This is a genomic window from Mesorhizobium sp. M2C.T.Ca.TU.002.02.1.1 (assembly GCF_003997225.1).
This window is the reverse complement of sequence record NZ_RZTO01000008.1, coordinates 1-26,636: the sequence shown is the minus strand read 5'-3', so window position 1 is coordinate 26,636 and position 26,636 is coordinate 1. Positions and strand designations below refer to the sequence as shown.

At 65.3% G+C, this 26,636-nt stretch carries 27 protein-coding genes and 1 pseudogene; 13 read left to right on the top strand and 15 right to left on the bottom strand.

What is annotated here, in order from left to right:
• The first annotated feature begins 272 nt into the window (after window positions 1–272).
• Complete coding sequence (locus EOD07_RS01135; RefSeq protein WP_082370001.1) at window positions 273–548, top strand: hypothetical protein; 276 nt, start codon at window positions 273–275, stop codon at window positions 546–548.
• Between the two features lie 127 nt (window positions 549–675).
• Here EOD07_RS01135 and dapA read toward each other — a convergent pair whose 3' ends face one another.
• From dapA to EOD07_RS01090, 9 genes are all read right to left on the bottom strand, one after another.
• Window positions 676–1,617 (bottom strand): 4-hydroxy-tetrahydrodipicolinate synthase, encoded by a 942-nt coding sequence (gene dapA, locus EOD07_RS01130; RefSeq protein WP_127233597.1) that lies wholly within the window; start codon window positions 1,615–1,617, stop codon window positions 676–678.
• Window positions 1,607–2,014: a hypothetical protein gene (locus EOD07_RS01125; protein ID WP_164772012.1), complete on the bottom strand. Its 408-nt coding sequence runs from the start codon at window positions 2,012–2,014 to the stop codon at window positions 1,607–1,609. The genes dapA and EOD07_RS01125 overlap by 11 nt, the downstream gene beginning before the upstream one ends.
• Window positions 2,015–2,088: 74 nt before the next feature.
• Window positions 2,089–2,304 (bottom strand): hypothetical protein, encoded by a 216-nt coding sequence (locus EOD07_RS01120; RefSeq protein ID WP_127233595.1) that lies wholly within the window; start codon window positions 2,302–2,304, stop codon window positions 2,089–2,091.
• A gap of 32 nt (window positions 2,305–2,336) precedes the next feature.
• Window positions 2,337–2,528 carry a hypothetical protein gene (locus tag EOD07_RS01115; RefSeq protein ID WP_127233594.1) on the bottom strand — a complete coding sequence of 64 codons (192 nt, stop codon included), beginning with the start codon at window positions 2,526–2,528 and terminating at the stop codon, window positions 2,337–2,339.
• Window positions 2,529–2,691: 163 nt separating this feature from the next.
• Entirely contained in the window at window positions 2,692–4,128 is a 1,437-nt protein-coding gene (locus tag EOD07_RS01110) for an amidase (protein WP_127233593.1), read from the bottom strand.
• Window positions 4,129–4,334: 206 nt separating this feature from the next.
• On the bottom strand, window positions 4,335–5,426 hold the full coding sequence (locus tag EOD07_RS01105; RefSeq protein ID WP_127233592.1) for a Gfo/Idh/MocA family oxidoreductase: 1,092 nt from the start codon (window positions 5,424–5,426) through the stop codon (window positions 4,335–4,337).
• 71 nt (window positions 5,427–5,497) lie between these two features.
• Complete coding sequence (locus EOD07_RS01100) at window positions 5,498–6,670, bottom strand: ABC transporter substrate-binding protein (RefSeq protein WP_127233591.1); 1,173 nt, start codon at window positions 6,668–6,670, stop codon at window positions 5,498–5,500.
• 61 nt (window positions 6,671–6,731) lie between these two features.
• A complete protein-coding gene (locus EOD07_RS01095) occupies window positions 6,732–7,580 on the bottom strand; it encodes an ABC transporter permease (protein WP_041007911.1) in 849 nt (282 codons plus the stop codon).
• Window positions 7,577–8,404 carry an ABC transporter ATP-binding protein gene (locus EOD07_RS01090; protein ID WP_127233590.1) on the bottom strand — a complete coding sequence of 276 codons (828 nt, stop codon included), beginning with the start codon at window positions 8,402–8,404 and terminating at the stop codon, window positions 7,577–7,579. Before EOD07_RS01090 ends, EOD07_RS01095 begins: the two co-directional genes overlap by 4 nt.
• 275 nt (window positions 8,405–8,679) lie before the next feature.
• On the opposite strand from EOD07_RS01090, the gene EOD07_RS01085 reads away from it, so the two are divergent.
• Both EOD07_RS01085 and EOD07_RS01080 read left to right on the top strand, forming a co-directional pair.
• Window positions 8,680–9,627: a MurR/RpiR family transcriptional regulator gene (locus EOD07_RS01085; protein WP_127233589.1), complete on the top strand. Its 948-nt coding sequence runs from the start codon at window positions 8,680–8,682 to the stop codon at window positions 9,625–9,627.
• 219 nt (window positions 9,628–9,846) lie between these two features.
• Window positions 9,847–11,637, top strand: coding sequence for an NAD(P)/FAD-dependent oxidoreductase (locus tag EOD07_RS01080; protein WP_127233588.1), 1,791 nt, complete (start codon window positions 9,847–9,849; stop codon window positions 11,635–11,637).
• A gap of 207 nt (window positions 11,638–11,844) precedes the next feature.
• On the opposite strand, the gene EOD07_RS01075 is transcribed toward EOD07_RS01080, so the two are convergent.
• Together EOD07_RS01075 and EOD07_RS01070 are read right to left on the bottom strand one after the other, a co-directional pair.
• Window positions 11,845–13,083: an amidohydrolase/deacetylase family metallohydrolase gene (locus EOD07_RS01075; RefSeq protein WP_127233587.1), complete on the bottom strand. Its 1,239-nt coding sequence runs from the start codon at window positions 13,081–13,083 to the stop codon at window positions 11,845–11,847.
• Window positions 13,084–13,189: 106 nt separating this feature from the next.
• Window positions 13,190–13,555, bottom strand: coding sequence for a RidA family protein (locus EOD07_RS01070; RefSeq protein WP_127233586.1), 366 nt, complete (start codon window positions 13,553–13,555; stop codon window positions 13,190–13,192).
• A gap of 187 nt (window positions 13,556–13,742) precedes the next feature.
• On the opposite strand from EOD07_RS01070, the gene EOD07_RS01065 reads away from it, so the two are divergent.
• Complete coding sequence (locus tag EOD07_RS01065) at window positions 13,743–14,228, top strand: hypothetical protein (RefSeq protein WP_040990257.1); 486 nt, start codon at window positions 13,743–13,745, stop codon at window positions 14,226–14,228.
• A 79-nt stretch (window positions 14,229–14,307) separates the two neighbouring features.
• Here the strand turns inward: EOD07_RS01065 and EOD07_RS01060 are convergent, their stop codons facing one another.
• On the bottom strand, window positions 14,308–14,562 hold the full coding sequence (locus tag EOD07_RS01060) for a hypothetical protein (RefSeq protein WP_127233585.1): 255 nt from the start codon (window positions 14,560–14,562) through the stop codon (window positions 14,308–14,310).
• Window positions 14,563–14,803: 241 nt separating this feature from the next.
• On the opposite strand from EOD07_RS01060, the gene EOD07_RS01055 reads away from it, so the two are divergent.
• Entirely contained in the window at window positions 14,804–16,297 is a 1,494-nt protein-coding gene (locus EOD07_RS01055; protein ID WP_071070262.1) for an ATP-binding protein, read from the top strand.
• On the opposite strand, the gene EOD07_RS01050 is transcribed toward EOD07_RS01055, so the two are convergent.
• Both EOD07_RS01050 and EOD07_RS01045 read right to left on the bottom strand, forming a co-directional pair.
• Complete coding sequence (locus tag EOD07_RS01050) at window positions 16,298–17,896, bottom strand: ATP-binding cassette domain-containing protein (protein WP_127233584.1); 1,599 nt, start codon at window positions 17,894–17,896, stop codon at window positions 16,298–16,300.
• Window positions 17,893–19,509, bottom strand: a complete 1,617-nt coding sequence (locus EOD07_RS01045) for an ATP-binding cassette domain-containing protein (protein WP_127233583.1) — start codon at window positions 19,507–19,509, stop codon at window positions 17,893–17,895. The genes EOD07_RS01050 and EOD07_RS01045 overlap by 4 nt, the downstream gene beginning before the upstream one ends.
• A gap of 99 nt (window positions 19,510–19,608) precedes the next feature.
• Between EOD07_RS01045 and EOD07_RS01040 the strand changes: the two genes are divergently transcribed.
• Genes EOD07_RS01040 through EOD07_RS01025 form a run of 4 tightly spaced genes read left to right on the top strand, consistent with a single transcriptional unit; the run spans window position 19,609 to window position 23,002 of the window.
• Window positions 19,609–21,180: a cytochrome ubiquinol oxidase subunit I gene (locus EOD07_RS01040; protein ID WP_127233582.1), complete on the top strand. Its 1,572-nt coding sequence runs from the start codon at window positions 19,609–19,611 to the stop codon at window positions 21,178–21,180.
• A gap of 14 nt (window positions 21,181–21,194) precedes the next feature.
• On the top strand, window positions 21,195–22,349 hold the full coding sequence (gene cydB, locus EOD07_RS01035; protein WP_127233581.1) for a cytochrome d ubiquinol oxidase subunit II: 1,155 nt from the start codon (window positions 21,195–21,197) through the stop codon (window positions 22,347–22,349).
• Window positions 22,350–22,374: 25 nt separating this feature from the next.
• Complete coding sequence (gene cydX / locus EOD07_RS01030) at window positions 22,375–22,506, top strand: cytochrome bd-I oxidase subunit CydX (RefSeq protein ID WP_040990247.1); 132 nt, start codon at window positions 22,375–22,377, stop codon at window positions 22,504–22,506.
• A 25-nt stretch (window positions 22,507–22,531) separates the two neighbouring features.
• Window positions 22,532–23,002: a hemerythrin domain-containing protein gene (locus tag EOD07_RS01025; RefSeq protein ID WP_245469740.1), complete on the top strand. Its 471-nt coding sequence runs from the start codon at window positions 22,532–22,534 to the stop codon at window positions 23,000–23,002.
• 39 nt (window positions 23,003–23,041) lie between these two features.
• Here the strand turns inward: EOD07_RS01025 and EOD07_RS01020 are convergent, their stop codons facing one another.
• Window positions 23,042–23,764: a Crp/Fnr family transcriptional regulator gene (locus EOD07_RS01020; protein WP_348627727.1), complete on the bottom strand. Its 723-nt coding sequence runs from the start codon at window positions 23,762–23,764 to the stop codon at window positions 23,042–23,044.
• A gap of 255 nt (window positions 23,765–24,019) precedes the next feature.
• On the opposite strand from EOD07_RS01020, the gene EOD07_RS01015 reads away from it, so the two are divergent.
• From EOD07_RS01015 to EOD07_RS01005, 4 genes and pseudogenes are all read left to right on the top strand, one after another.
• Window positions 24,020–24,622 carry an ANTAR domain-containing response regulator gene (locus EOD07_RS01015; protein ID WP_041004883.1) on the top strand — a complete coding sequence of 201 codons (603 nt, stop codon included), beginning with the start codon at window positions 24,020–24,022 and terminating at the stop codon, window positions 24,620–24,622.
• Between the two features lie 2 nt (window positions 24,623–24,624).
• Window positions 24,625–25,854 carry a CmpA/NrtA family ABC transporter substrate-binding protein gene (locus EOD07_RS01010; protein ID WP_164772013.1) on the top strand — a complete coding sequence of 410 codons (1,230 nt, stop codon included), beginning with the start codon at window positions 24,625–24,627 and terminating at the stop codon, window positions 25,852–25,854.
• A gap of 321 nt (window positions 25,855–26,175) precedes the next feature.
• On the top strand, window positions 26,176–26,343 hold the full coding sequence (locus EOD07_RS37495; RefSeq protein WP_164772011.1) for a hypothetical protein: 168 nt from the start codon (window positions 26,176–26,178) through the stop codon (window positions 26,341–26,343).
• 52 nt (window positions 26,344–26,395) lie between these two features.
• Window positions 26,396–26,636: pseudogene (locus tag EOD07_RS01005) on the top strand (MFS transporter); the annotation flags it as partial.

Genomic DNA, 26,636 nt, shown 5'->3' with positions numbered 1-26,636 from the left:
GCGTTTTTCGAAGGAAATATGGACCCGATCGCCATAAAGGTTCGAGACGGGGCGGATGGGAAAGATATAGGAATTTTATAGGAGTTTTGGCCGGCCCGGCCTGCCTGCTCCTTGCGGCGCCATCGGCCTGCTTGCAGGTCAGACGCCGCGAATAAAAACGCATATATAAAGCGGCGTGGAATCCCCTCTCGAATTCATATGAAGCGGCCGTCTATCTAGTCGTGCTGTCATCGCTCGCCCGAATTCCGGCAAGCGCGAAATCGAGTTTCAAAATGCACTTCGCATCATTCAGGATGGCTCCCCGGCTGGGCCAAAACATTCCGACGGAATATTTCATCCTGGCCAATTTGAAGAACGACGGAGCGGTCATCGGCCGGCTCGCGGACCACCTGATCCGCGAGACAGTGGTCGACGGCCATGGCTCCAGCTATCGCTATGTCGGCGTTGCGACACGCGGTCCGGACGGACGGTATGACGTCGAGGCGCTGCGGCCCGGGGAGTGGATTGTCCAGCCGGGCCTGGTCTATGCCCTCGAAACCAAAGGCTAAAGCGCGTCACGATCGTTCAGATTCGCTCCATGCGCTTTAGGCTTTTGATTTTACACATGTCTTTATCCCGAAACCGGTTCCCACTTTCGGGAGACATGCTTTAGAGGATTGCGTATCCGCGCTCGTCCTATCGGCGCCGGCAGACCGCCGACACCCGCTGGCGAAGTTCGCCGCCGGTATCGTCAAGAGCAGCCAACGCCTCGCGGATCGCTTTTGCCGTTGCCGCCTCGACGGAAACCAGGGGCAAGCGGGCATCCGGACCGAGCCCCAGGACGACATGCAGCGCGTATTTGACGGGAACCGGATTGCTCTCCAGCTCAAGCGCGGCAATCAGCGGCCGGAGGCGATGATGGATCGCCCGGGCGGTGTGGGTGTCGTCGCGCCTCAGGGCGTCATGCATGTCCGCACACAGGCGAGGCGTGATGTTCGAGACCACTGAAATCGTCCCGCGTCCGCCCATCGTATTGAAACCGAACGATGTCGAGTCGTGACCGGACAGACAGATGAAGCGACGCCTCAGAACCGCCGGCAGCGAGGACTGGCGGGTGAGGTCGCCGGTGGCATCCTTGATGCCCACGATGGTCGGGATCTGCGCCAGTCTCTCGAGCGTTTCCGGCGACAGGTCGACACCGGTACGGCCGGGGACGTTGTAGACGATGATCGGGATCCTGACCCGGCGGGCAACGGCCTCGAAGTGGCGGACGATGCCTTCCTGGCTTGGCCGGTTGTAGTAGGGCGTGACGACAAGGGCCGCATCCGCGCCGAAGGCTTCCGCCGCCGAGGAAAGGGCGATCGTGGATTCGGTGTTGTTGGTGCCGGTGCCGGCGATGACGGGAACCCTGCCGCCGGCGACCTTGACGCAGAGCGCTACGATGTCGAGGCGCTCTTCCCATGACAGCGTCGGCGCTTCGCCGGTCGTGCCGCACGGCACCAGACCGTTGATGCCTGCATCGATCTGCCAATGCAGGAGCCGCTCCAGGCCTTTCAAATCCACTTCGCCTTCCTTGAACGGCGTCACCAGCGCGGTGATGGCGCCGCTCAGGCGTGCCCTGATCCGATCAGATGTCATGACGGTCGAATCCTCTCTGCAGGCTTGGCCTGGAAACACTCGGGCTGTCGGTCGTGCACGGCCCGTCCAGGCAGGCGGACAGCAATGCCATCAGCACGGCGGCGGCCAGGTCGGCATGCTCCGCCTGATATGGTCGGATCATTCCAGCGCCGTCCGGTGGCCGGTCGTGGATGACGCAGATCCAGGTCCGGGCGCGCATCGCGATGCTCGCGATCGAGCGGCTCGGCCTGCCCAGCTCAGTCAGGAGGACCGTGGCCTCAAGCAAGGCGCCGTCCTCGATCAGGCGGGCAAACCGTCGCCCGGACGCGGACGACTTGTCGAGCGACAGGCCGATCGCGGCTTCCCACAACTGGTGGTCCAGCAGTCGGCTGACGCAGCCGATGCGGTCGATCAGCACGGATAAATCGGTACTGTCGCTTGTAGCCATGGCCGAAACCATTTCCGGGCCGCAGAGGAAGCAGGCCGACAAGATCAGCCGAAGAGCGAAAGACGAGAGGTAGCGAAGCGGATGGCGTCGGCGCGATGGCCGCTCTCCATCATGGCGAAATGGACCGCAGCCGCGCGGTCGGCGAAGACGCCGCCGGCATGGCCTTCCTCGTCACGCGCGATCCAACGGCCCTCGCCATCGCGCCCGACGACGAAGCGTTGGAGCACATTTTCGACAGGGGAAATCCGGGAACTGGGCATATTGGTCTCCATGATGATCTCTGAAAACCGGATCAGGAGGCGGACGCTGCGACAAAAGCGGCGGCAAGCAGCAGGCCTGCCACCGCAAGCAGCCGCACGAACACCATCGGCTCGGGCATGGCGGTCGGTGGCGGATCCTTATCCGCCGCCTCCCTGGCATGCTCGACTTCCGATATCGGCAGCGGCCGATGGGTCGGCAGGTAAAATCCCGTTGTGCGGTACATCGCTTTGGTCCTCCTTCTCGGTCATCTGCGCCGAAAAGTAGAAGCCACCGCATTTGAATTCGAGACGGGCGGAACCGAGAAGAAATAAGAAAGTCATATATTTGCCGGGCCTCGGATATAGAGGCCAGGCATGTGGCGTGCCCGCTCCGGGACCGCGGACCGCCTACAGCGCCGGCCGCCGATCCTTCCACGGCATGGCGTCTTCCAGATGCGATGATAGCGCCAGCACCGTCGCCTCGTCGCCATAGCGGCCGACGAGCTGCACGCCGATCGGCACGCCGCCGGCCGACTGCCCGAGCGGCAGCGAGATCGCCGGCAGGCCGGAGATGTTGAACGGGAAGTTGAAGACCGCGTCGCCCCATTTGGCGTTGTAGCGGTCGAGATCGGTTTCCGACATGTCGTAATAGCCGAGCGGGCGCGGCAGCTGCGTCAGCGTCGGGGTGATGAAGATGTCGTAGGCGTTGAGGTCGCCGACAATGTCGCGGCCGATCAACCTCAGTTGCTCGACATCGGAGATATGCTTGATGCCGCTGGTCGCGCGACCGCGCTGGATGATCGCCCAGGTCAGCGGTTCGACATCGTTCGTGGTTACGGGGCGGCCGACCAGCGTCTCCAGGAAATCGAAAGTCGCCGCCGTCTGCACGCAGGTCATGTCGGTGTAGGTCCTCCATACCGCGTCGGCATCGAGCGGCATGTCATGCTCCTCGATGGCGTGGCCGAGGCGTTCGAGCGCGGTGACCGTAGAGAGCACGGTCGCCTTGACTTCGGGATCGATCGCCGTGCCGTTCGGTGGCGTGATGGTGAAGCCGATGCGCAATTTCTTCGGCGCACGCGCGGAAAGGTTCAGCCAACTGTCAGTGGGAACCGGCGGCGTGTAGGCGTCGCCGGGCAGGGCGCCGGCCACCGCGTCGAGATAGGCGGCGGTGTCGCGCACGGTGCGCGAGCAGCAGAGGAAATAGGCGCCGCCATACCAATAGTCGCCGAAGGGGGCGAGGCTGACGCGGCCGCGCGACGGTTTCAGACCGACGATGCCGCAGCAGGATGCCGGCACGCGGATCGAGCCGGCGCCGTCGCTCGCTTCGGCGATCGGCACCATGCGCGACGCGATCGCGGCCGCAGCGCCGCCGCTCGAGCCGCCCGGCGTGATGCCTTGCTTCCACGGGTTCTTCGTCGTGCCGTAAAGCTTTGGCTCCGTTGTGATAGACCAGCCATTCTCGGGCGCGTTGGATTTGCCGACGAGCACCAGGCCGGCGGCCTTTATGCGGCGTACCACCTCGCTGTCGGAATCGGCGACGAAGTCCTTGAGGTAGCGGCAGGAGTTGGTGTTGGGAGCGCCCTTCCAGGACGAGGCGAGCTCCTTGAGCAGATAGGGCACGCCGGCGAAGGGCGCGTTCTTGTCCACTGTCGCCGCCTGGGTGCGTGCCATGTCGTAGAGTCGATGGATGACCGCGTTGAGCTGTGGGTTGAGACGCTCGATCGTGGTGATCGCCGCTTCGACCAGCTCGGCGGGAGAAACCTCGCCGCGCTTCACCAGCCCGGCGAGCGCCAGCGCGTCGGAGCCTGTGTAGGTTTCGAGCAGGCTCTCCGAAATCGCGACCATGTGTTTCCTCCCTTTAGGTTCTCACTGAAGGCTGAGAATGGCTCGGTGGCCTCTCCCTCACCCAGCCTCCGCTTCGCTCGGCTGACCTCTCCCCGGCGGGGAGAGGAACTTGTCAGCGCTAGCGCTTCCTTCTTCTCCCCGCCGGGGAGAAGGTGGCCGCGAAGCGGCCGGATGAGGAGGCGTGGCGCGACCGTGGCTGTGAGTCTTCACGCCAGCTCGACGGTGCGCTTTTCCGCGATGCTCTGCTCGGCGGCCAGCACGATGCGCAGGCTGTTGACTGCGGCATCCATCTGCTCGGTCAAGTCGAGGTCCTCGCGGATGGCGCGCAGGAAAAAGGCCTGCTCGCGGTCGCAGAGTTCCTGGTGCCCGGGCTCGTCCTCCATGCTGACGATCTCGTCCGGCTTGGCAAAATTCTTGTCGCCGTCGACCTGAGCATAGTGGATCTTCAGCGCGTCGGTCTTGGTGTGGCGGTCGATGTCGGCGGAATCGGACACCTCCTCGGCGTCCTTGGCGCTGCTCGCCCCCTGGCCGGCGACGATCGAGACCGCGCCCTTCGGGCCGACCACGTCTTTCACGAAATAGGCCGTCTCGCTCATCATCGGGCCCCAGCCTGCTTCGTACCAGCCGACCGAGCCGTCATCGAAGGTGACGTGCAAATGGCCGTAATTCTGCTTGTCGGCCTCGGCCCAGAGTTTTGCGCCGATGCCATGCACGCGCACCGGCTTGGCGCCGGTCAGCTGGCACATGACGTCGACATAGTGCACGCCGCAGTCGACGATCGGGATCAGCGAGTCGATCAGGTTCTTGTGCCAGTGCCAGGCGGTGCCGCTGCTCTGCTGGTTGAGGTTGAGGCGCATCACCAGCGGCTTGCCGAGCGTCTTGCCGACCTCGATGAATTTGATCCAGGACGGGTGCACCCGCAGGATATAGCCCAGCACCAGCTTGCGGTTCTTGGCGCGCGCCGCGGCCACCACCTTCTCGGCGTCCGCGATGTTGGTGGCCAAGGGCTTTTCCATGAACACATGGCAGTTGGCGGCGATCGCCTTCAGCGCGTATTCGGCGTGCGTGTTCGGCCAGCTGTTGATCGAGACCGCGTCCGGCCTGGTCTCCTTCAGGGCCAGGTCGAAATCCTCGTAGAGCGGGTAGCCTGCGAGTTCTTTCGGGATCTTCTTGTTGCTCTTGATGTTGCGGCTCATGATGCCGACGATCTCGAAGCCGTCGGAGCGGTGATAGGCGCTGGCATGGGAGGCGCCCATGTTGCCCAGACCAACCACCAGGATTCTTACTTTGCCGGCCATGTCAGCCTCCTCGATGCTTTGAACGATAATTCGGGCGGCGCCATGCGCCGCCCGTGGTCGATCGGTCCGTCTTATTTGACGGCGGAATCGAACAGGTGCGCCTTGATCTTGTCGACGTCGAGCGCGGCGAAGCCTTCCGACAGTTTCACGCCGTCGGCGTCAGCCTTGACCTTGGCCTTGTCGAAATCGTTGGCGGCCGGGATCAGGTCGTTGGTGCAGACATCCTCCGCCTTCACCGGCGCGGTGATCTGGCCAATTTTCAGGATCTCGTCGAAGAAGCCCTGCCAGCTCGCCATGTCGTGCGAGCCCCAGCCGCCGCGCTTGTCCATGTCGCCGCGGAAGACGTTGATCTGCTGCAGGATCGACGTCGTGCCGAGCTCGGGACCGAGGTTCTTGGCCAAGGTCGGGAACTGCTCGAACACGGCCTCGACCGCGGCGCGCGGATTCTGGTAGCCGAATTCGAGGCCCATGGCCCAGCCGCGCAGGTATTTTTCCAGGAAGGCCTTCTTGTCGGCGTCCTCGAGGTCGGCGGCGCGCACGACGAAGGTGTTGGCGGGCAGCTTGGAATTCTGCACGCCGAGCCAGTATTCGAAGTCGAGGCCCTTGGCGATCCATTCGGCGCGCAGGCCCTCCCAGGAGAGCGCCGCATCGCCCTGGCCACCGGCAAGCGCGGTACCCCAGGTCGGCCAGCCGGCCTCGACATATTTCACCTTCTTGATGTCGACACCCTGGGCTGCCAGCAGCGGATCGACGATCGCCTGCCAGGCGGCGGAGCCGAGCAGGATGGTCTTGCCTTCGAGGTCCTTGAGGTTCTTGGTGCCCTGGCCCTTGCGGAAGGCGATGCTGAAGGTGTCGCGCGCGCCCATGTGGAAGACGGACTTCAGCTTCATGCCGTTCTGGATGGCGAAGGAGAAGACACCGGGCGAGGGGAAGCCCATGTCGGCCTGCCCGACATCGACGAACTTCACCGTCGCGGTGCCGTCCGACGGGCCGGGCTGCATGTCGGTGGCGAGGTCGCCGAAATAGCCCGCCTTCTTGGCCGACCAGTAGGGATAGTCGTCCAGCACTTCGAGCGTGCCGCGCGGCGAGATCCAGGTGAATTTCTCATAGCCCGCCGCCCTGGCCTTAAGGCCGGACGCGCCGAGCGCGGTGGCGGTCACGACGCCCGCCGCCGTCACCTGCAGGAAGTAGCGGCGGCTGATGCCCGCTCTTGTCGCTGTGTCGAATGAGCTTTTGTTGGTCATGGCATTCCCCTTTGTTGATTGCTTGCCTTCGCCCGCCTCCCGGGCGACCCCGTCTTTTCGCTTATGTCTCCCAGCTCGCCCATTTCTTGCCGATCAGGAAGAACAGCACGTAGATCAGGATGCCGAGCGTCGACAGGATCAGCACCACCGCGAAGAATTGCGGCATCTGGATCATCGACGAATAGGAGGTCAGCCGGTTGCCGAGGCCGAAGCCGCCGCCGACCATCTCGGCGCCGACGGCGGTGAGCAGCCCGAAGATCGCGCCGATCATCAGGCCGACCAGGATCATCGGCAGCGCCATCGGCGCGCGGATCTTCCAGAAGATCTGCAGCGTGCTCGCGCCGTAGGAGCGGGCCAAGGCGATCTTGGCGCTGTCGACGCGACGGAAGCCGGTCGCGGCATTGATCATCACCATCGGGCCGGCGGCCAGGGCCACGGCGATGATGCGCGGCGTGTAGCCGAAGCCGAAACGCAGGATGAGCAACGGCACCAGCGCCAGCATCGGCGTGGTGACGAGGATCAGGATATAAGGGGCGACGATCTTTTCGGCGAAGGGAAACTGGGTAATCACCGCGGCCATCACAAGGCCGACGACGGCGCCGATGGCGAAGCCCGAGACAAGCTCGACCAGCGTGTAGCCGAGATGCGGGGCGATCAGCGGGAACTCGTCGAACAGGGCGTAAACGATCGAGCTCGGCGGCGGCATGATGTATTGCGGTACGTGGAAAATGCGCAGCGCCAGCTCGATGCCGCCGATGATGACCACGGCAACGGCAAGGATCGCGGCCACTTCGGCGCCGGATTTGATGCCGGGGCCGCTGGCGAAGGCGGACAGGTTGGTCAGGCTGACGTCCTGCCCATCTCCCGATTTGGCTTTCGAGAATTCCGGAATGGCGTCGCCCCCGCTCACGGCCTGATCCTCACGATTTCGGCTGATGGCCGTTCCGGCGCCTTTGGCCGGACGCGCTCGCCGACGATGTCCATCTTGATCTTGTTGGTGAGGTCGAAGACTTCCTTCGTCGCCATGATCTCCAGCGAACGCGGTCGCTCGAACGGCACGTCGTAGATCTTGGCGACGCGGCCGGGCCGCGTCGTCAGCACCACCACGCGATCGGAGAGGAAGATCGCTTCCTCGATCGAGTGGGTGATGAAGACGATGGTGGTCTTGGTGTCGAGCCAAATCTCCTCGACGAGGCGGTTCATCTCCTCGCGGGTGAAGCTGTCGAGCGCGCCGAAGGGCTCGTCCATCAGCAGCACGGATGGCTTCAGCGCCAGCGCGCGCACGATCGCGGCGCGCTGCTGCATGCCGCCGGAAAGCTCGCGCGGGAACTTGCCGCCGAAGCCGTCGAGCCCGACGCGGTTCAACAGATGCGCGATCCAGGCGCGGTCGGGCTTCTCGCCCTTGATCTCGAAGGGGAAGTTGATGTTGGCGTCGAGATTGCGCCACGGAAGCAGGTTCGCTTCCTGGAAGACGATGCCGATTTCGGGGCGCGGTCCGGTGATCTCCTTGCCGTCGAGCAGGATGGAGCCGCCTGTCAGCCGATGCAGGCCCGACATCGACCACAACAGCGTGGTCTTGCCGCAGCCGGAGGGGCCGACGATCGAAACGATCTCGTTGGATTGCACATCGAGGCTGCAGCGATCCAGCGCCAGCAGATCGCCGGAGCCCGTCTGATAGACCTTCGTCGCTGCCTGCACGCCGAGCTTCGGCGTTCTTGCGCTTGCCGTAGTCATGCTCCCCCTCGGAGACTGCGCGATGGGTTGCCGGAGGCCCCATCTGTCCGCAAAATCAGTCTGTAACTATCCTACTTTACTGTCAAGCGGCGACCGATGTCGGAAGCAATCAGCTTCAATCAGATTTTATCTAAACGTCTGATTTTCATCACCTTTATGATCCCTTGCGATGTGTGTTACTTTCCTACATACTCGCTTCGGTTGATTGCCTATGGCCAGCAGGCGGATAATCGCGAAGATGACAGGTCCCGAAGCGGGCTGGGGAGGACTGGCCAATGACCGAAGCTGACAGCCAGGTGTTGCGAACGACCGACGAAGACGGCGGCCGGCACGACCATGTCAGGCGCATTCCCGATATCATCTCGCAGGTGAAGGACAGCTATGCGGAGCTGCGGCCGGCCGAGCGCCGCGTCGCCGATGTCGTGCTCGACGACGTCAAATATGCGGTCGATGCTTCCAATGCCGCGCTTGCGCAGCGCGCCGGAGTCAGCGAGCCGACGGTGACCCGTTTCTGCCGCGCCATCGGCTGCGACGGCGTGCGCGACTTCAAGCTGAAGCTGGCGCAGAGCCTTGTCGTCGGCGCGCTTTATCTCGCCACCAAGCCGCAACCCACGAACAGCGACAGCGGCATGCCGTTCTGGAACGCCGTCTTCGGCGAGGCGCGGCGCGCGCTGCAGGAAGCGGAGCGACAGATCGATCCGGGACAGTTGCAGAGGGCGGCGGAGCTGATCGCCACGGCGCGGCAGGTGACGGTGTTCGGCCTCGGCGGCAGTTCGTCGGCTCTGGCGCAGGAAACGCAATACCGCCTGTTCCGCTACGGAATCACCATCAGCGCGCAATGCGATCCCTATTTGATGCGCATGACCGCCTCGACATTGAAGCCGGGCGATCTGGTCATCGCGATCTCGGCCACCGGCCGCACGCGCGAGGTGATCGAAGCGGTGGAACTCGCCAAGCATTACCGCGCCAACGCGATCTGCGTGACGGCGCCGGACACCGAGCTGACGCGGGTCTGCGACGCGCGGCTGACGGTTGCCGTGCCCGAATATCCCGACACGCTGAAGCCGACCGCGTCACGCTACGCATTCCTGGCGGCCATCGATCTTCTCGCGGTGGCGACCGCCTACAGGATCGACGGTCCGGCGCGCGAGACGGTGCGCCGCATCAAATACAACGCCCAGATCCATCGGACAGGTAAGGAGATGGAGCCGCTGGGAGATTAGCGACTATTCCTTCCCCCCTTGTGGGAGAAGGTGGCCTCGCGAAGCGAGGTCGGATGAGGGGTGCTCCAGGAAAAGCCAGCGTCTCACTCCGCTGGAACACCCCTCATCCGTCTCGGCGCTATCGCGCCGATCCACCTTCTCCCACAAGGGGGGAAGGGGAAGGGCGGCGCCCCCGGCTCCGATAAATGAATTCGAACTGAAAAAGGGAACGAAGAAAAAATGCTCGACATCGCACCATCGCAACAGGCGGCTACCTGGCTCGGCGCCTTCGGCCGGGCGCTCGAGGCCGGCGATATCGAGGCGGCGACCGGCCTTTTCGTGGAGGATTGCTACTGGCGCGATCTTTTGACCTTCTCATGGAACATCAAGACCATGGAGGGGCAGGCCGCGATCCGCGAGATGCTGAAGGCGACGCTCCGCGTGGCGCAGCCATCGCATTGGCGGGTGTCCGGCGAGCCAAGCGTCGACGATGGCACCGTCGAAGCCTGGTTCACGTTCGAGACGACGGTGGCGCGCGGCGAGGGCATCCTGCGGCTCAAGGACGGCCGCTGCCGCACGCTGTTCACGGCGATGAGCGAGCTCAAGGGTTTCGAGGAGCAGAAGGGTCCGGCGCGGCCGCTCGGCATCCGCCACAAGGCCGACCCGAAGCGCGAGACCTGGGCGGAAGCCCGGGCACGCGAGGCGCGCGATCTCGGCGTGCACGAGCAGCCCTATTGCCTGGTGATCGGCGGCGGGCAGGGCGGCATCATGCTGGGCGCCCGGCTGCGGCAGCTCGGCGTGCCTACGCTGGTCATCGAAAAGAATGCGCGGGCCGGAGATTCCTGGCGCAACCGCTATCGCTCGCTCGTGCTGCACGATCCGGTCTGGTACGACCATCTGCCCTATGTTCCGTTCCCGGAAAACTGGCCGGTCTTCACGCCCAAGGACAAGATGGGCGACTGGCTGGAAATGTATGCCCGCGTGATGGAGCTGAACTACTGGGTCGCCACCAGATGCATCAGCGCCGCCTATGACGAGGCCGAAAAGGTCTGGACCGTGGTGGTCGATCGCGTCGGCCAGCGCATCACGCTGAAGCCGAAGCACATCGTCTTCGCCACCGGCGCTTACGGGCCGCCACGGCAGATCGAGCTGCCGGGCGCCGAGAGCTTCAAAGGCGAGCTCCTGCATTCCAGCCAGTATTCCACCGGCGAGAAATTCCGCGGCAAGCGCGTCGCCGTTATCGGTGCGGCAAGCTCGGGCCATGATGTCAGCGTCGATCTGTGGGAAGCGGGCGCCAAGGTCACCATGGTCCAGCGTTCGCCGACCACAGTGGTGAAATCCGACACGCTGATGGACGTCGGCTTCGAGATATTCTCGGAAAAGGCGCTGGCGCGCGGCATCACCACCGACAAGGCCGACATGATCGTCGCCTCGACGCCGTTCGCGCTGGTGCCGAAGGGCCAGCGAGCGCTCTACGACGTGATCAGGGCGCGCGACGCGGATTTCTACAAGCGTCTCAGCGACAGCGGCTTCGCCATCGACTTCGGCGAGGACGAAACCGGACTGTTGATGAAGGCCTATCGCACCGGCTCGGGCTATTACATCGACGTCGGCGCCTGCGAGCTGATCCTGAACGGCGAGATCGCGGTGAAAAGCGGCGTCGGCATCAAGTCGCTGACGCCGGACGGTATCCTGTTCGAGGACGGCAGCGAGCTCGCCGTCGACGCCATCGTCTGCTGCACCGGCTACCAGTCGATGAACGAGACGGTGGCAGGGATCGTCTCGCGTGAGGTCGCCGACAAGGTCGGCCCGTGCTGGGGCCTCGGCTCCGGCGTGAAGGGCGATCCCGGTCCGTGGCAGGGCGAGCTGCGCAACATGTGGAAGCCGACGGCGCAGGAAGCGCTGTGGTTCCATGGTGGCAACCTCGCGCTGTCGCGGTTCTATTCGAAGTATGTGGCGCTGCAGCTCAAGGCGCGGATGGAGGGGATCGCGACGCCTGTTTATGGCGAGCCGAGTAACGCGCGAACTTAGCGTTCGTCATCCTAAGGGCGGAGCAAGGAGCGAGCGACGCGCGCGGACCCTAGGATCCATGCCGTGACATCCGTGGCGTGCGCAAGCGGACCAGAACGGGCGTCTCGCGCGGGGACCGTTCCAAGCCTTATTCTGCACCGCCGCATTCTTCGGCGATAGTCATGGCATGGATTCTAGGGTCTGCGCTCCGCTTCGCGTCGCTCCGCCCTAGAATGACGACTTTGAGGGACCAAAATGCCTGGCCGCCACATCCACATGGGTATGATGCGCATGCGCCTCGAAGCGCTCGGTCTCGTTGTGGTCGGGCGCTTCGTTCGGCCACCATTTGCCGCCGATGACGATGCCGTTGGAGACCAGGCGCTGGTCCGCGACCAATGACGCTCCGACAGCGTCGACGAAGGTGAAACGGCCCTGCTGAAGCCTGAGCACCGCGACATCGCCGATGCCGCCGACCTTCAGCGCACCGAGCTCGGGCCGGGCAATCGCTTCAGCGGGGTTCACCGTCGCCGCGCGCAGCACCTCGACCAGCGGCATGCCGAGCGCCATGAGCTTCGACATGCAGACCAGCATGTCGAAGGCCGGGCCGTCGACGCAGTAGAGATGCACGTCGCTCGAGATAACGTCCGGCGCGAGACCCTCGGCGAGCATCGCCTTCGCCACCTCGAAGTCGAAGGAGCCCATGCCGTGGCCGATGTCGAAGATGACGCCGCGTTCGCGCGCCAGGCGCATGTCGGGCCGCACCGCGCCGGAGGCGAAGACCGGCGCGTTGGGGAACGGCCGGAAGCAGTGGGTGAGGATGTCGCCGCGCCGTAGCCTGGGCAGCACCTCCGAGCGGCCGGGCGGCGGCTCATCGATATGCGCCATCAGCGGCAGGCCGGCCTTGTCGGCGGCTTCGAGCGCGAGGTCGACCGGCGCGATGCCGCTCGTGCCGCCGGCATGCTTGCCGGAGCGGACTTTGACGCCGACGACGACATCGGCGTGCTCGCGCACCGCGGCCACCGTCTCGCGCGGCTCGCAAAGCCTGAGATCGCTGCATTCGCCGACGGACACGGTCTTGGCGAAGCCGAATATGCCGGCGAAGGAAATGTTGACATAAGCCAGGATGCGGACCTTCGAGCGATCGATGACATGGCGGCGGAAGCCCAGGAAATTGCCGGCCCCGGCGCTGCCGGCGTCGATGAAGGTGGTGGTGCCGCTCTTGGCGGCGAGCCGGTCGGCATCGACGCCGAGCGAGGTGCCGCCCCAATAGACGTGGCTGTGCAGGTCGATAAGGCCGGGCGTGACGATGCAGTCCCTGGCATCGACCACTTCACCCGCCGCTCCGGCATCGATGGCGGCGTCGATCGCGGCGACGCGGCCACCGGCGATGGCGACGTCGCGCTGCGCGTCCAGGCCCGATGCGGGATCGATGACACGCCCGCCCTTGATCAGGAAATCGAACTGCATCGGTGCCCTTCCTTTGTTTCGCGCAATTCCGGACGGAAAACCGCTAAGCACTTTTCCTGGAATTGCTCCAAGCGATCAGACCCCGGGGCGATCAGACCCGGGGCGATCAGACCGGCCGGTAGGCGACGGCCTCGACCTCTATCTTGATGTCGATCATCAGGCGGGACTCGACCGTGGTCCGCGCCGGCGGATCCTTCGGGAAATGCCTCGCATAGACGGTGTTGAACGCGCCGAAATCGCGGGCGTCCTCGAGCCAGACGGTGGTCTTCACCACATCGTCCATGGTGCAGCCGGCCAGCGCCAGCGCCGCCTTGACGTTCTGCAGCACCTGCTCGGTCTGCTCGGCGATGCCGCCTTTCACCACCAACCCGTCGCTGCCCACCGGCACCTGGCCGGAGACATAGACGAAATCGCCGGCGCGCACGGCGGGCGAGAGCGGAACATGCGATTTTCCAAAGCATTGCTTGGGCAAGTGAGCCTCCTCTTGGCGAATGAACGGGACCGGTCATATAGCCGTCTACGCTTGTCGGCACGATCCTCCTAGAGCCAATGTCGGAAAGCAACATTTTCTCGAAATCTATGTTGCTTTATTACAGAAGCCTGAGCATCTTGCGCCCGATGCCGCTTGCGATCAGGCGCGAAAAGAGGGGAGATCCAGCATGACCTTCGACAAGAACCCGTTTCCGGAAGGCGATGCCGACCGTCACGCGCTGTGGGAAATGCTGGTGCGGCGCGACATCGATGCCTTCCTTGGTCAGGATTGGTCGATGGTCGAGGACGATTTCATCGCCGAGAGCTTCTTCGGCATGCATGCGCATTTCCTCAGCAACGCCGATGCCTGGCGGCTGCAGTTCCCAAGGCTCGAAATCTATCGCGACGAATGGCTGCGGCAGGCCAAGGAAACCGCGGCGACGAAATTCGCCGAGCCGCTGCGCGAGGCGCTGTTCCGTGTCACCAACATGCGCGACATCGACGTCGACGGCGATCGCGCGGTGCTGCACAAGAAGTTCGACGGCTCGGTCGCCAAGGCCGATGGCGGCGTCGACCGGCTGAAGTGGCAGACCTTGTACTTCTGCCGCAAGGTCGGCGGGCGCTGGAAGATCGCCGGCTTTGTCGGCTATATGCCGCACCCACTGGGAAGCTAGGCTTGTCGGGCGGCGACCGCGTTGGCAAAACCGCTCCTTGCTCCGCCCGGTGGATGGAAGGCCTCAGCTGGCGGGCTCGCTATGACAGTCGCGGCAATCGCTCCTCAGACGAGCGATGGTCGAAGACGACGCCCATGGTCTTACCAACGGCGGCCATGACGATCAGCTCGACCAGATGGTCGTCGCTGTCCTCGCAGGCGGGGTCCGACTGGCGGATGGCGTCGAGCATCGCGCGGGTCGAGATCGTGTCGCCGGCGCGAAATTTCGAAAGGGCAGACGAAACAAGATCTTGCACCGTCGGATTCACGACGGGCAGTTCCGAAGCGACGTTCATCGGCCTCCTCCTGCCATGAACCCTCCTTGGAAGGATGATACGCCAACGGTTGGATTGCGCCAGCGAAATGGTGGTCCGACCAGTGCGATTGCCGACAGCCTGCCGCCATTCGCCCCATAGGGACGAGCTGGCGCTCGCCCATAGGTGTGGAACATTGCGTTACCGGGCGCCGGCCGTGCTCGACGCGCGGCGCTCCGGTTGGTAAGCCCGTCGCGCGCAGGGAGACGATCCGAATCGAGACATGACCGTTGCAATCGAGATGGGGCAGACCACGGCAGGCGCGCCGGCGGCCCTCGACCTTGAGGAATTGCTGGCGACCCGCCTGCTGGTGCAGGGCAATTCGGGCTCCGGCAAGTCGCATCTGCTGCGCCGACTGCTCGAACAGAGCGCGCCCTGGGTGCAGCAGACCATCATCGATCCCGAAGGCGACTTCGTGTCGCTGGGCGAACGCTTTGGCCATCTGGTGATCGACGCGGAGGAGCATACCGAGCGCGGCCTGCAGGCGGCCGGCGAGCGGGCGCGCATCCATCGCGTCTCGACGGTGCTCAACCTCGAAGGGCTCGACGCCGAGAACCAGATGCGGCGCGCCGCGGCTTTCCTCGGCGGGCTGTTCGAGGTCGCGCGCGACCATTGGTACCCGATGCTCGTCGTGGTCGACGAGGCGCAGCTCTTCGCGCCGGCCGCCGCCGGCGAGGTCTCGGACGAGGCGCGCAAGCTTTCGCTGGGAGCCATGACCAATCTGATGTGCCGCGGCCGCAAGCGCGGCCTTGCCGGCATCATCGCCACGCAGCGGCTGGCGAAGCTTGCCAAGAACGTCGCGGCGGAAGCCTCCAACTTCCTGATGGGCCGCACCTTCCTCGATATCGACATGGCGCGCGCGGCCGACCTGCTCGGCATGGAGCGGCGGCAGGCCGAAGCATTTCGCGACTTGGAGCGCGGGCATTTCATGGCGCTTGGGCCCGCCTTGTCGCGCCGTCCGCTCAGCGTGCGCATCGGCCAGACCGAAACCAGCCCGCGCAACGGCACGCCGCGGCTGATGCCGCTGCCAGAAGCCGCGCTCGAGGATGCGCGCTCCATCATTCTGGCCGCGCCGCCGCCCGAGACAGTCAGGCCGCAGCGCCGGCCTTCGCCCGATCTGCTCGACCAACTGATGGCGGCCAAGGCCGCGCCGCTGGACATCCGCCCCGAGCCGGCGGAGCCGCAGCCGAGCGCCGAGGACCTCGCCGAGCGGCGCGAGCGGATGGACCGCATCCTGCGCGCCATCCTGGCCGAGCCGGATGCGGGCTTCCGCGTCATCGGCGTGCTCTACCAGGAGTTCGTGGTCCGCTGCCGCATAGAGGGCCTGGCTTCGGTCGTGCCCGACCTCGCGGAATTCCGCCGCATGCTGACGCGGGCTCGCGCCGGCGTCGGCTCCGACATGGCCGAGGACGATGCGTGGCGGGACGTTTCCGTGCGCGCCTCGCTGCTGCCGGAGGACATGCAGGGCGTGTTCATGATGATCGCCCGCGCCGCGAAGGAGGGCTGGCCGTGTCCTAGTGATGCTGCCATCGCCCGCGCGTATGGCTCGCATTCGCTGCGCCGCGCGCGCCGGCTGCTCGACTATATCGAGGAGCAGGGTCTCATCGTCTGCCAGGTCGATGGCGCCGGACGGCGCACCGTGACGCTGGTCGAGCTCGCCTGGGCGACGGCGCCGGGCGATCCCAATGCCGCGGAGCAGGACAGCTCGGCGGCGTGATTACGGCTGCAGCTCGATGGTATGGACATCGCGAAGCGGCGGCGCGCGATGGGTCGAGACGACGACGATCCGGTCATCGAGGTGGGCGAGCAGCCGCTCAAGAATGCGCTGGCCCTGCTCGTCATCGAGATGCTCGGTCGGCTCGTCGAGCAGCATCAGCGGGCGGGACGACAGCCAGGCGCGCGCGAGATTGATGCGCTGCACCTCGCCGAGCGAGAACCTGTCCTGCGTGATCCAGGCATCCAGCCCGCCAGCCTCGCGGATGCGGCTGTCCATCTCGACGGCTTCCAGCGCCCGCCAGAGTGCTGCGTCCGGGACATCGCCGGCGAAGAGGTTGGCGCGGACGGTGTCCTCGAGGATGACCGCGTCGTGCAGGACGAGCGCCGCGAGCGCCCGCCGCTCAGCTGCCGACAGGATGCGGTCGCCAGCGGCAAAACCATCCTCGCCGATCCAGCCGGCGATCTGCTTGAGCAGACTGGTCTTGCCCGAGCCGCTTGCCCCGGCAAGCATCGTCGGCCGGCCCTTTTCAAGGTGCAACGCGAGCAGCGCTCCAATGGGCCGCCCGTCGGGCGCGCGACGCTGCAGCCCGCCATGGAGCAGCATGCGCGGCTCGAACGGCCGGGGCGTGGGCACATGCCTTTCGCGCGAAGCGCCTCGCGTACATTGATCGACCTCCGCCCGCGCCGCATTGCGACGCAGCACGGCCACGAGCATGCGTGATGCGCCGTTCACCGCTTCGCCCAGCGCCAGCCAGGAGAAGGCAAGCAGCGTGGGCAGGAGAAGTTCCGAGCCTAGCCGTCCCGCATGCCAGGCGGCGGCCATGACGCCGATGCCGGCGACCGGGCCGAAGGCCGCGCCGATCATATCCAGCCGGGCCTGGAGCCGACGGAGCGCAAGCAATTCGCCGTCGGCGCCGGAGAGCGCCGCAAGCGCTTCGGCGCATTCGTGGCTCCAGGCCCGCTCGGCCTTGAGCGGGACGGCCGACGCCATGGCCGCGCCAAGCCGGCTTGCGCCTCCGCGACGCAGCGATCTGGTCCGCCCCAACGTCACGGCGCCGGCCTTGGCTACCCGGTTCCCCATGAACAGGATGGCAAGTAGCAAAAGGCCGATCGGCAGGAGAGACAAGGGCGCCAGCGCCGCTGAGCCCACGATGAGGACCGCCAGGCCGCAGGCGAGCGTCAGCGCCGGCAATCCGGCGCGCAGCCTGGCATAGTCGAGGTCCTCGACGTCGTCGAGATAGTCGGCAAGGCGCGCGTCGTCGCCGAATTGCCATCCCGCCCGGCGAACCGCCGGCGCCGCCGCCATGGCAGCGAAGAGCCCGACGCGACGCGATACCTGGTCGGCAAGCGCCGCCTTGTGGCCGGTCAGGCGCTCGCCATAGCGGGCCGCGGTGCGGCCGATCGCGAACAGCCTGATGAAAGCCGCCGGGATATGGAAGTTGAAGGTAAGGGCGGCGGCGGAAAGGCCGGCGATCGCCACCGATCCCAGCAGCCAGGCGGAAACGCCGCTCAGCAATGTGGCGCAGGCCAGCGCGGCGAAGGCGAAGCCCGTCGCCAGCCGCCACGACTTCCGGCTCGATGGCTGAAACACAGCGCTCATGCCGCCACCTCGACCGTGTCGCCCTGAGCGAGATCGACGATGGTGTCGGCGGCCGCGGAAAGGTCCCGGTCATGTGTCGCCACAACGACCAGCCGCGTCGTTGAGATTTCGACCAGCATGCGCCGCACGGCCTCGGCCGTATCGCGGTCGAGCTTTGCAGTCGGTTCGTCGGCCAGCACGGCTCGTCCGCAAAGCAGCGCACGGGCGACCGCGATGCGCAGCCGCTGGCCCCCCGAAAGGTTGGCGCCGCCCTTGTCCAGCCTGGCATCGAGGCCGCCTGGCAGCAGCGCGTCGTCGAGCAGCCCGATCGCGCTTGCGACGTCCTCCAGCCGGTTCCGGTCTACCGCACCGGCGTTCCACGAAATGGCTTCGGCCAGCGATCCTTCGGGCACATACGCGTCCGTCGAAACCCAGGCGATTTCTCCAGTGGCCAGGGGATGGGTTTCCGGCGCCGGCATTGCGCCCGATTCGAGCCCGGCTAGACGGCGCAGCAAGGTCGATTTGCCTGATCCGCTGGGGCCGACGATGGCGACCAGGCCATGCGCCGGCAGAGTCAGGCGCAATCGCTCAAGCGCCGGCAAGGTCTTCGCCGCGACGGGCTCGGCGTCGAGCAGCCGGTCCAGCGCGGCGGCGGCAGCCTGTCCTTCCGCCTTGGCGTGGTATTGCTCCGAAAAGCGCCGGAAGGGCGCGAAATATTCGGGTGCGATCATCAGGATGAACAGGCTTTGCCAGAGCTCGAGACCGGAGAAGCCCGGGATCGTCGCAAGCTTCAGATGGCCGAGGCCAAGGAAGACCGCGAGGAGCGCAATCGAGAGCGAGGCGAAGAAGTCGATGATACCGGCATTGGCGAAGGCGATGCGCAGCACGCTCATCGTCTTGTCCGCATAGGCTTCGAGGCGCCGGGCAAGCTTTGCCTCCTCGCCGGCCATCGCATGGTTGGCGAGGATCGTGGGCAAGGTGCGGATGCGGTCGGCGAACTGGCCGGCCAGCCGGCCGAAGGCGCGTTCCTGGGCATCGGCGCGGCGGCGGATGGCATTGCCTATCAATGCGAAGAACAGGATCATCACCGGCGTCAGGCAGATGACCAGCAGGGCCGCCTGCCAGGAGACGAAGCAAAGCACCAGGGCCGAGAGCAACGGGCCGGCGGCCATCATGGCCGTGGCGGCACGATGGCCGACCTGCAGCGCGGCGATCGATTCCGGATGGCGCTGCATCGAAACGACCAAGCTGCCTATCGAGAGCGATTGCAGCTGGCGCGCCGGCATTTCGCTCAGTCGCTCGCCCGCCAGCGTCCGCAGCCGCGTCGACACGGCGTTTTCCGCGGACGCCTGCATGCTGTCGGCCGCGAATCCGGCGAAGCAGGCGGCGGCCAGAAGCGCCAATGCCGCGGCGATCAGCCACGGATCGACCGCTTCGTCCATCACGAGCCGGCCGACGGCCATCGCCGCCGTGGCGGCGAAGCCGAGCCGCAGAGCCGCGCGGATTGCCTGCAATGCGAGAAGACCGCGCAATCCGGGCCTTGCCAGCCGCCCGGCGGTGGAGAGCGCCTCGAATGCGGCAGGCGCCGAGACGCCAGGATCAGAGGGCGATGCGGGAACGGCGGCTATTTTCATGCACTCCTTTTGTCACCCGGAGAGACAAAACGAATTGATCCATGTCAACCCGAGTATATCCTCTCCGCGTTATGAGGCGTACCCAGAAAGGATGCTTCCATGGCCGACGTTCTCCTCGTAGACCTTTCCCGACTGCAATTCGCGCTGACGGCCCTCTATCATTTCCTGTTCGTCCCGCTGACGCTCGGCCTCTCCATCCTGATCGCCATGATGGAAACCGTCTATGTGATGACCCGCCGCACCATCTGGCGCGACATGACGAAGTTCTGGGGCGTGCTGTTCGGCATAAACTTCGCGCTGGGCGTCGCCACCGGCATCACCATGGAATTCCAGTTCGGCATGAACTGGGCCTACTACTCGCACTATGTCGGCGACGTGTTCGGGGCGCCTTTGGCCATTGAGGGGCTGATGGCCTTTTTCCTCGAAGCCACCTTCGTTGGCCTTTTCTTCTTCGGCTGGGATCGGCTCTCGCCGCGCGCGCATATGATCGTGACCTGGCTGATGGCGCTCGGCACCAACTTCTCCGCGCTCTGGATCCTGATCGCCAATGGCTGGATGCAGAATCCGGTCGGCTCCGCCTTCAACCCCGATACGATGCGCATGGAGGTCACCGACTTCATGGCTGTGATCTTCAATCCGGTGGCGCAGGCGAAATTCGTCCACACCGTTTCGGCCGGCTATGTCTGCGCCGCCACTTTCGTGCTTGGCGTATCGGCCTGGTATCTGCTCAGGGGGCGCCATGTCCAACTCGCCAAGCGCTCTTTCGTGATCGCCTCGGCCTTCGGCGTGGCATCGGCGCTGTCGGTGATCGTGCTCGGCGACGAGAGCGGTTACGCGCTGACCGACAACCAGAAAATGAAGCTCGCGGCCATCGAGGCCATGTGGGAGACGGAGCCGGCGCCGGCGTCGTTCACGGCGTTCGGCATCCCGAGCCAGAGCGATCGCGAGACGCATTTCGCCATCCGCATTCCATGGGTGATGGGCATCATCGGCACGCGCTCGATCGACAGGCCGATTCCCGGCATCGACGAGCTCGTCGCCCATGCAGAAGCCCGCATCCGCAACGGCATCGTCGCCTATGACGCGCTGGAGAAGATCAAGGCCGACCGCAACGATACCGCCGCCCGCGCCGTGTTCGACGCAAGCTCCAAGGATCTCGGCTATGCGCTGCTGCTCAAGCGGTACCTGCCCGATCCGCGGCAGGCGAGCGAACAGCAGATCAAGGACGCCGCCTGGTCGACGGTGCCTTACGTGCCGCTGCTCTTCTTCGGCTTCCGCCTGATGGTGGCCTGCGGCTTTGCGCTGCTGGCGCTGTTCGCCGTCTCGCTGTGGCACACGACGCGCGAGACCGAGGCGCCACGCTGGCTGTTGCGCGCGGCGCTCATCGCCATGCCGCTGCCCTGGATCGCCATCGAAGTCGGCTGGTTCGTGGCCGAGTTCGGTCGCCAGCCCTGGATCATCGACGGCGTGCTGCCGACCTTCCTCGCCACGTCGGAACTTGGCGTGAGCGACTTGCTGCTCACCATCGCCGGCTTCACGATCGTCTACGGCGTGCTCGCCGTCATCGAGGTCAGGCTGATGCTGGCCGCCATCCGCAAGGGGCCCGAGGTTGCGAAGGTCATCGACGATCTCGCCCCGAACGCCGACCCGGCGATGCAACCGGCAAAGTGAAAGGGATCACGACGATGATCGAATTTCTCCTGAACTATGAAACGCTGCGCGTGATCTGGTGGATACTGCTCGGCGTACTCCTGATCGGCTTCGCCGCGACCGACGGGTTCGACATGGGCGTCGGCACGCTGCTGCCCTTCGTCGCCAAGACGGACGCCGAGCGCCGCGTGGCGATCAACACAATCGGCCCAGTCTGGGAAGGCAACCAGGTATGGTTCATCCTTGGCGGCGGCGCCATCTTCGCGGCATGGCCGGCGCTCTACGCGATAAGCTTCTCCGGCTTCTATCTTGCCATGTTCCTTGTGCTTTTGGCACTGATCATGCGCCCCGTGGCCTTCAAGTACCGCTCGAAGCGGCCGGATCAGGCCTGGCGCACGCGTTGGGATTGGGCGCTCTTCGTGGGCGGCGCGGTGCCGGCGCTGATCTTCGGCGTTGCCATCGGCAACACCTTGCAGGGCGTGCCGTTCCACTTCACGCCGGACTTGCGCCCGATCTATGAGGGCAGTCTCTTCGGTCTGCTCAACCCGCTGGCGCTCTATTGCGGCCTGGTGTCGCTTGCCATGCTGGTGACGCATGGCGCGGCATGGCTCACGTTCAAAGCGGAAGGCAGCGTCGCCGACCGCGCCCGCGCCGTCGGCACGCGCTCCGCAATCATCACGGCGGTGCTCTTTGCCGGCGGCGGCGCGCTGGTCTGGCTCGGCCTGCTCGGCGGCTACCGGGTGACATCGCCGATCGTTTGGGACGGGCCGTCCAATCCGCTGATCAAGACCGTAGTGGCGGACGGCGGCGCCTGGCTGGCGAACTTCCATGCCCATCCCTTGCTCTGGATCGTGCCCGCGCTCGGCGTCGCCGCGCCGCTGCTTGCGGCCGCCGGCTTCCGGGCGCGGCTGGAAGGCTGGACCTTCATTGCCTCGAATCTCGGCGTCGTGACGATCATCGCGACGGTGGGGCTGGCAATGTTCCCGATCCTGTTGCCGTCGAGCAGCAACCCCGGCCATTCGCTCGCGGTCTTCGACGCCTCATCGAGCCGCGCGACGCTGCGCAACATGCTGATCGCCACGGTGATCTTCATGCCGCTGATCCTTGCCTATACCGCCTGGGTCTACCGCGTGCTGTGGGGCAAGGTCGGCGAAAAGAGCGTCGAGAAGGCGGGCTCGTCGGCCTACTGATCGAACTGAATAGGAGAAACAAGCCATGTGGTATTTTTCCTGGATCCTCGGCCTCGGACTGGCCGCGTCCGTCGGCATCCTCAACGCGCTCTGGTACGAGTTGCGCACCGTCCGCGAACAACCGGTCGAGGACACCGTCGCCTTGCCCACGCCTTGAGGCCGGGCGCGACGGAGGAACGATCATGACGGGCGTCAAGCCGGAGGAGCCGCTGCACAGCCCGGCGGATATGAGGCGGGCTCATGTGCAGAAACTCGCGCTCTGCCACATGCTCGAAGGCATTGCCGACGATCTGCCGTCGCGCGTCGATCGGCTTCAGTGTCTCGCGGTGGCGGCCGACCTCCTGCCATTGCTGCGCGAGTGCCACCGCTTCGAGGAAGAGGTCGTCTTTCCCGCCTTTGTGCGGCAGACCGGCGAGGAAGACACCGTCGCGCGACTGAAGCTCGAGCATATGGAGGACGAAAGCGCGGCAGCGGATCTCGGCGAGGCGCTTCTAGCCTACGGCCATGGGCGGCTGATCGAGAATCCCGAGGCATTCGGCTACATGCTGCGCGCCTTTTTCGAATCGATGCGCCGCCACATCGCCTTCGAGCGCGAGCATGTGCTGCCTGAGATTGTCCGCGCTCACGGCGGCGGTTCCGGCGGGACTTCGTAGCGGCCCCGTACCGGCTTGCCTTGGGCGGCCAGCCGAGGATCAGTCTCCGGCCCGCGCCGCCAGACGCCCGATGTCGCCGACGATGACGTGGCGGTTGTTCTCGATGCGGATCACGTTTTCGCCGCGCAGCCGCGTGATCTGCCGGCTTACCGTCTCAATGGTAAGGCCGAGAAAATCGGCGATCTCGGCGCGTGACAGCGGCAGCTCGAAAGTGGAGTCCCGACGCTCCGGTCCGGCTGCCGGATCGATGTTGCGCGCGATCATCAAAAGGAAGCTCGCGATCTTCTCGGCCGCGGTCTTGCGGCCGAGCGCCACCATCCAGTCGCGCGCCTGGTCGAGCTCGCGCAGCTTCTGCTCGAGCAGGCGATGCTCGAGATCCGGCTGCTCCTTCATCATGCGTTCCAGCGCCTGCCGCGGGAACGAGCACAGCTCGACCTCGGTGGCGGCCTCGGCGGTCAGCGAGCTCTCGGTCTGAAACGGCCTGCCGAGGAAATCCGGGGCGAACTGCAAGCCGACGATCTGCTGGCGGCCGTCGGAAAGCATCTTGGTAAGCTTCACGACGCCCGAGAGCACGTTGGAGAAGCGCTCGACGCTCTTGGAATCGCTCACGAGTTCCTTGCCGGCGTCGGCCTTGTGCCGCATCGTCGATTTGGAAAGGGCCAGGAGCTGGTCGGGATTGAGCGCGCCGCAAACGCCGCGGTGCCGCGCCTCGCATGAAGCGCAGAGAACCGGTATGCCTGTCGTGTGAATATCTTCGCGCACGATGGAACAGGTATAGTGTTCCCGCCGTCCGCCAGCAACGCGCCCGGGGGCGCGATAGCGTCGCAGCCCGCGCTGGCCCGACGAAGCTGCCTTTCTTGGCTGTGCTCGACGATCCGGTGCCGAGCGTCATGATCGGCGGATGGACGCGGACCGCGCCGACGCTTGATCCAAGGCGCAAGAATGCAAGCATGGGACTGGATCCATCTTCCATCGACTGCGCATTGCACAATTCCGGGCCGCCTGCACAATAGAGGCATGCTGGCCGGTTCGTTGACCATCCTTGTTATCGACGAGAACCGCATCCGCGCCTCGATCATCGAGGCCGGATTGCGGGACGCCGGCCATCGCCACGTCACCGTGGTCCATGACGTGGCAGGCATCGCCAAGCGCATCGCCGCGCTGGAGCCGGACGTCATCGTCATCGATCTCGAAAATCCCAACCGCGACATGCTTGAGAACATGTTCCAGCTTTCGCGCGCGGTGAAACGGCCGATCGCCATGTTCGTCGATCGCTCCGACCGGGCCTCGATCGAGGCGGCCGTCGATGCCGGCGTGTCCGCCTATGTGGTCGACGGGCTGAAGAAGGAGCGCATCAAGCCGATCCTCGACATGGCGATCAGCCGCTTCAACGCTTTCTCGCGCATGGCGCGCGAATTGGAGGAGGCGCGCAGCGAACTCGAGAACCGCAAGGTCGTCGATCGGGCCAAGGGCATCTTGATGAAGTCGCGGGGCTTAAGCGAAGAGGCGGCCTACGCGCTCCTGCGCAAGACCGCCATGAACCAGAACCGGAAGATCGCCGAGATCGCCCAGAGCCTGGTGACGGCGGCAGGGCTGCTGGGCCCGCTGGAGGGCGAATGAGCATGAGCGCCGCGCATCAGATCACCGCCGGCTTCATGCCGCTCTTCGATAGCGTCGTCCTGGTCGCCGCCGCCGAGATGGGCTTTGCCGCGCATGAGGGCATCGATCTCAAGCTGCAGCGCGAGACCTCCTGGGCCAATATCCGCGACCGCATCGCCATCGGTCATTTCGATGTCGCGCATATGCTCGGCCCGATGCCGCTTGCCTGCAGCCTTGGCCTCACGCCGCTTGCGTCGGAAACCATCGTGCCCTTCTCGCTCGGGCTCGGCGGCAACTGCGTCACCGTATCCAACACGGTGTGGCAAGGCATGGCGGCGCAAGGGGCTGCGTCCGACCTCGACCCGGCGCGCGCCGGCGCTGCGCTCGGCGCGCTGATCCGCGAGCGGGCGGCCGCCGGCCGCCGCGAACCTCTGCGTTTCGCCGTCGTGCATCCCCATTCCGGGCACAATTACGAGCTGCGCTATTGGCTCGCCGCCTGCGGCATCGATCCCGACCGCGACATCGAGATCGTCATCGTGCCGCCGCCGTTCATGGCCGATGCGCTCTCCGCCGGCCGCATCGACGGCTATTGCGTCGGCGAGCCCTGGAACAGCGCCGCCGTCGCAGCCGGCACCGGCCACATCGTCACCGTCAAGGCGCTTTTGTGGCGCAACAGCCCGGAAAAGGTCATCGGCGCGCGCAGAGCGTGGGCCGAGCAGAACCCGGAGGCGCTGGCGGCTCTGCTGAGAGCGCTGCATCATTCCGCCCGCTGGTGCCAGGATCCGGCGAACCGCAGCGAGTTGGCTGCGCTGATGGCGAGGCCTGTTTTCCTCGGTCAGCCGGAGGCAATCCAGATGCCGATCCTGACCGGACAGCTTCAACTTGGCGGCGGCGCGGAGCGGAGCGTAGAGGATTTCTTCCTGCCCTTCGACAAGGCGGCGAACTTCCCCTGGAAGAGCCATGCGCTCTGGTTCTACACGCAGATGGTGCGCTGGGGGCAGTTGCCGCACACGCCGCAGAATCTTGCCATCGCCCGCGACTGCTACCGGCCCGACCTTTACCGCTCGGCGCTGAAGCCGCTCGGCGTGGCGCTGCCGGGCGCCAATGCCAAGGTCGAAGGGGCCTTGAAGACGGCGACGCCAGTCGGCTCGGCGGGAGCCAGCTTGGTGCTTGGTCCTGACGGATTTTTCGACGGCCAGATCTTCGATCCGGACCGGATCGATGCCTACATCGCCGGTCAGAAACGCGTCTGATCATTTGCGCGTCAATCTTGTGCATTGCACAAAATTTATGCGGCATGGCTAAGCCACTGATCAATGTTTGACCGGCTTGCCGCTCGGCGCGGTCGAAGGTCAAAATTCCTACAGCATTGATTTTCCTTGAATTTCTCTCTCTGCGTGAAACTGGCACGCTTCGTGCTTTGACATAATCAAGCCCGTTCGCGGGCAATGGAACAGGCGTCCAATGGCGGGCGCCACAGGCAAAGCTGCCGCTCAGGTCACCACGCGATCCCAGATGTACGGACGCGAGAGGGCCTGGACGGCAGCTTTTTTCGTTTTGGACCGGAGACCACGATGACCAGACGGATCGGACCCTCGCTCAAGGATTTCACCCGCCGCGATGTCCTGGCGAGCAGCGCGCTGACGGCGGCGCTGTTCGTCGCAGCGCTGCTGCTGTTCCCAGCCAATCACGAAACCGAGGGCAAGGGTGCGCAAGTGACCGCGCAAGTCCCGTTGCGCTGACCATAATCGATACAACACGCGGTGCCTCCGACGCCGCAAACCGGAGCCAGTCATGACCGCCAATCTCCCAGCCGCGCAAAGCCAGGACAGTAGCTCCCGGCAGGCGCTTGTCATGTCCACCATCGCCTTCACCGTCTGCTTCGCGGTGTGGACGATCTTTTCCATCATCGGCGTGCGCATCAAGCAGGAGCTTGGGCTGAACGAGACCGAGTTCGGCCTCCTCGTCGGCACGCCGATCCTCACCGGCTCGATCGTGCGCATCGTGCTCGGCGTCTGGACCGACCGCTATGGCG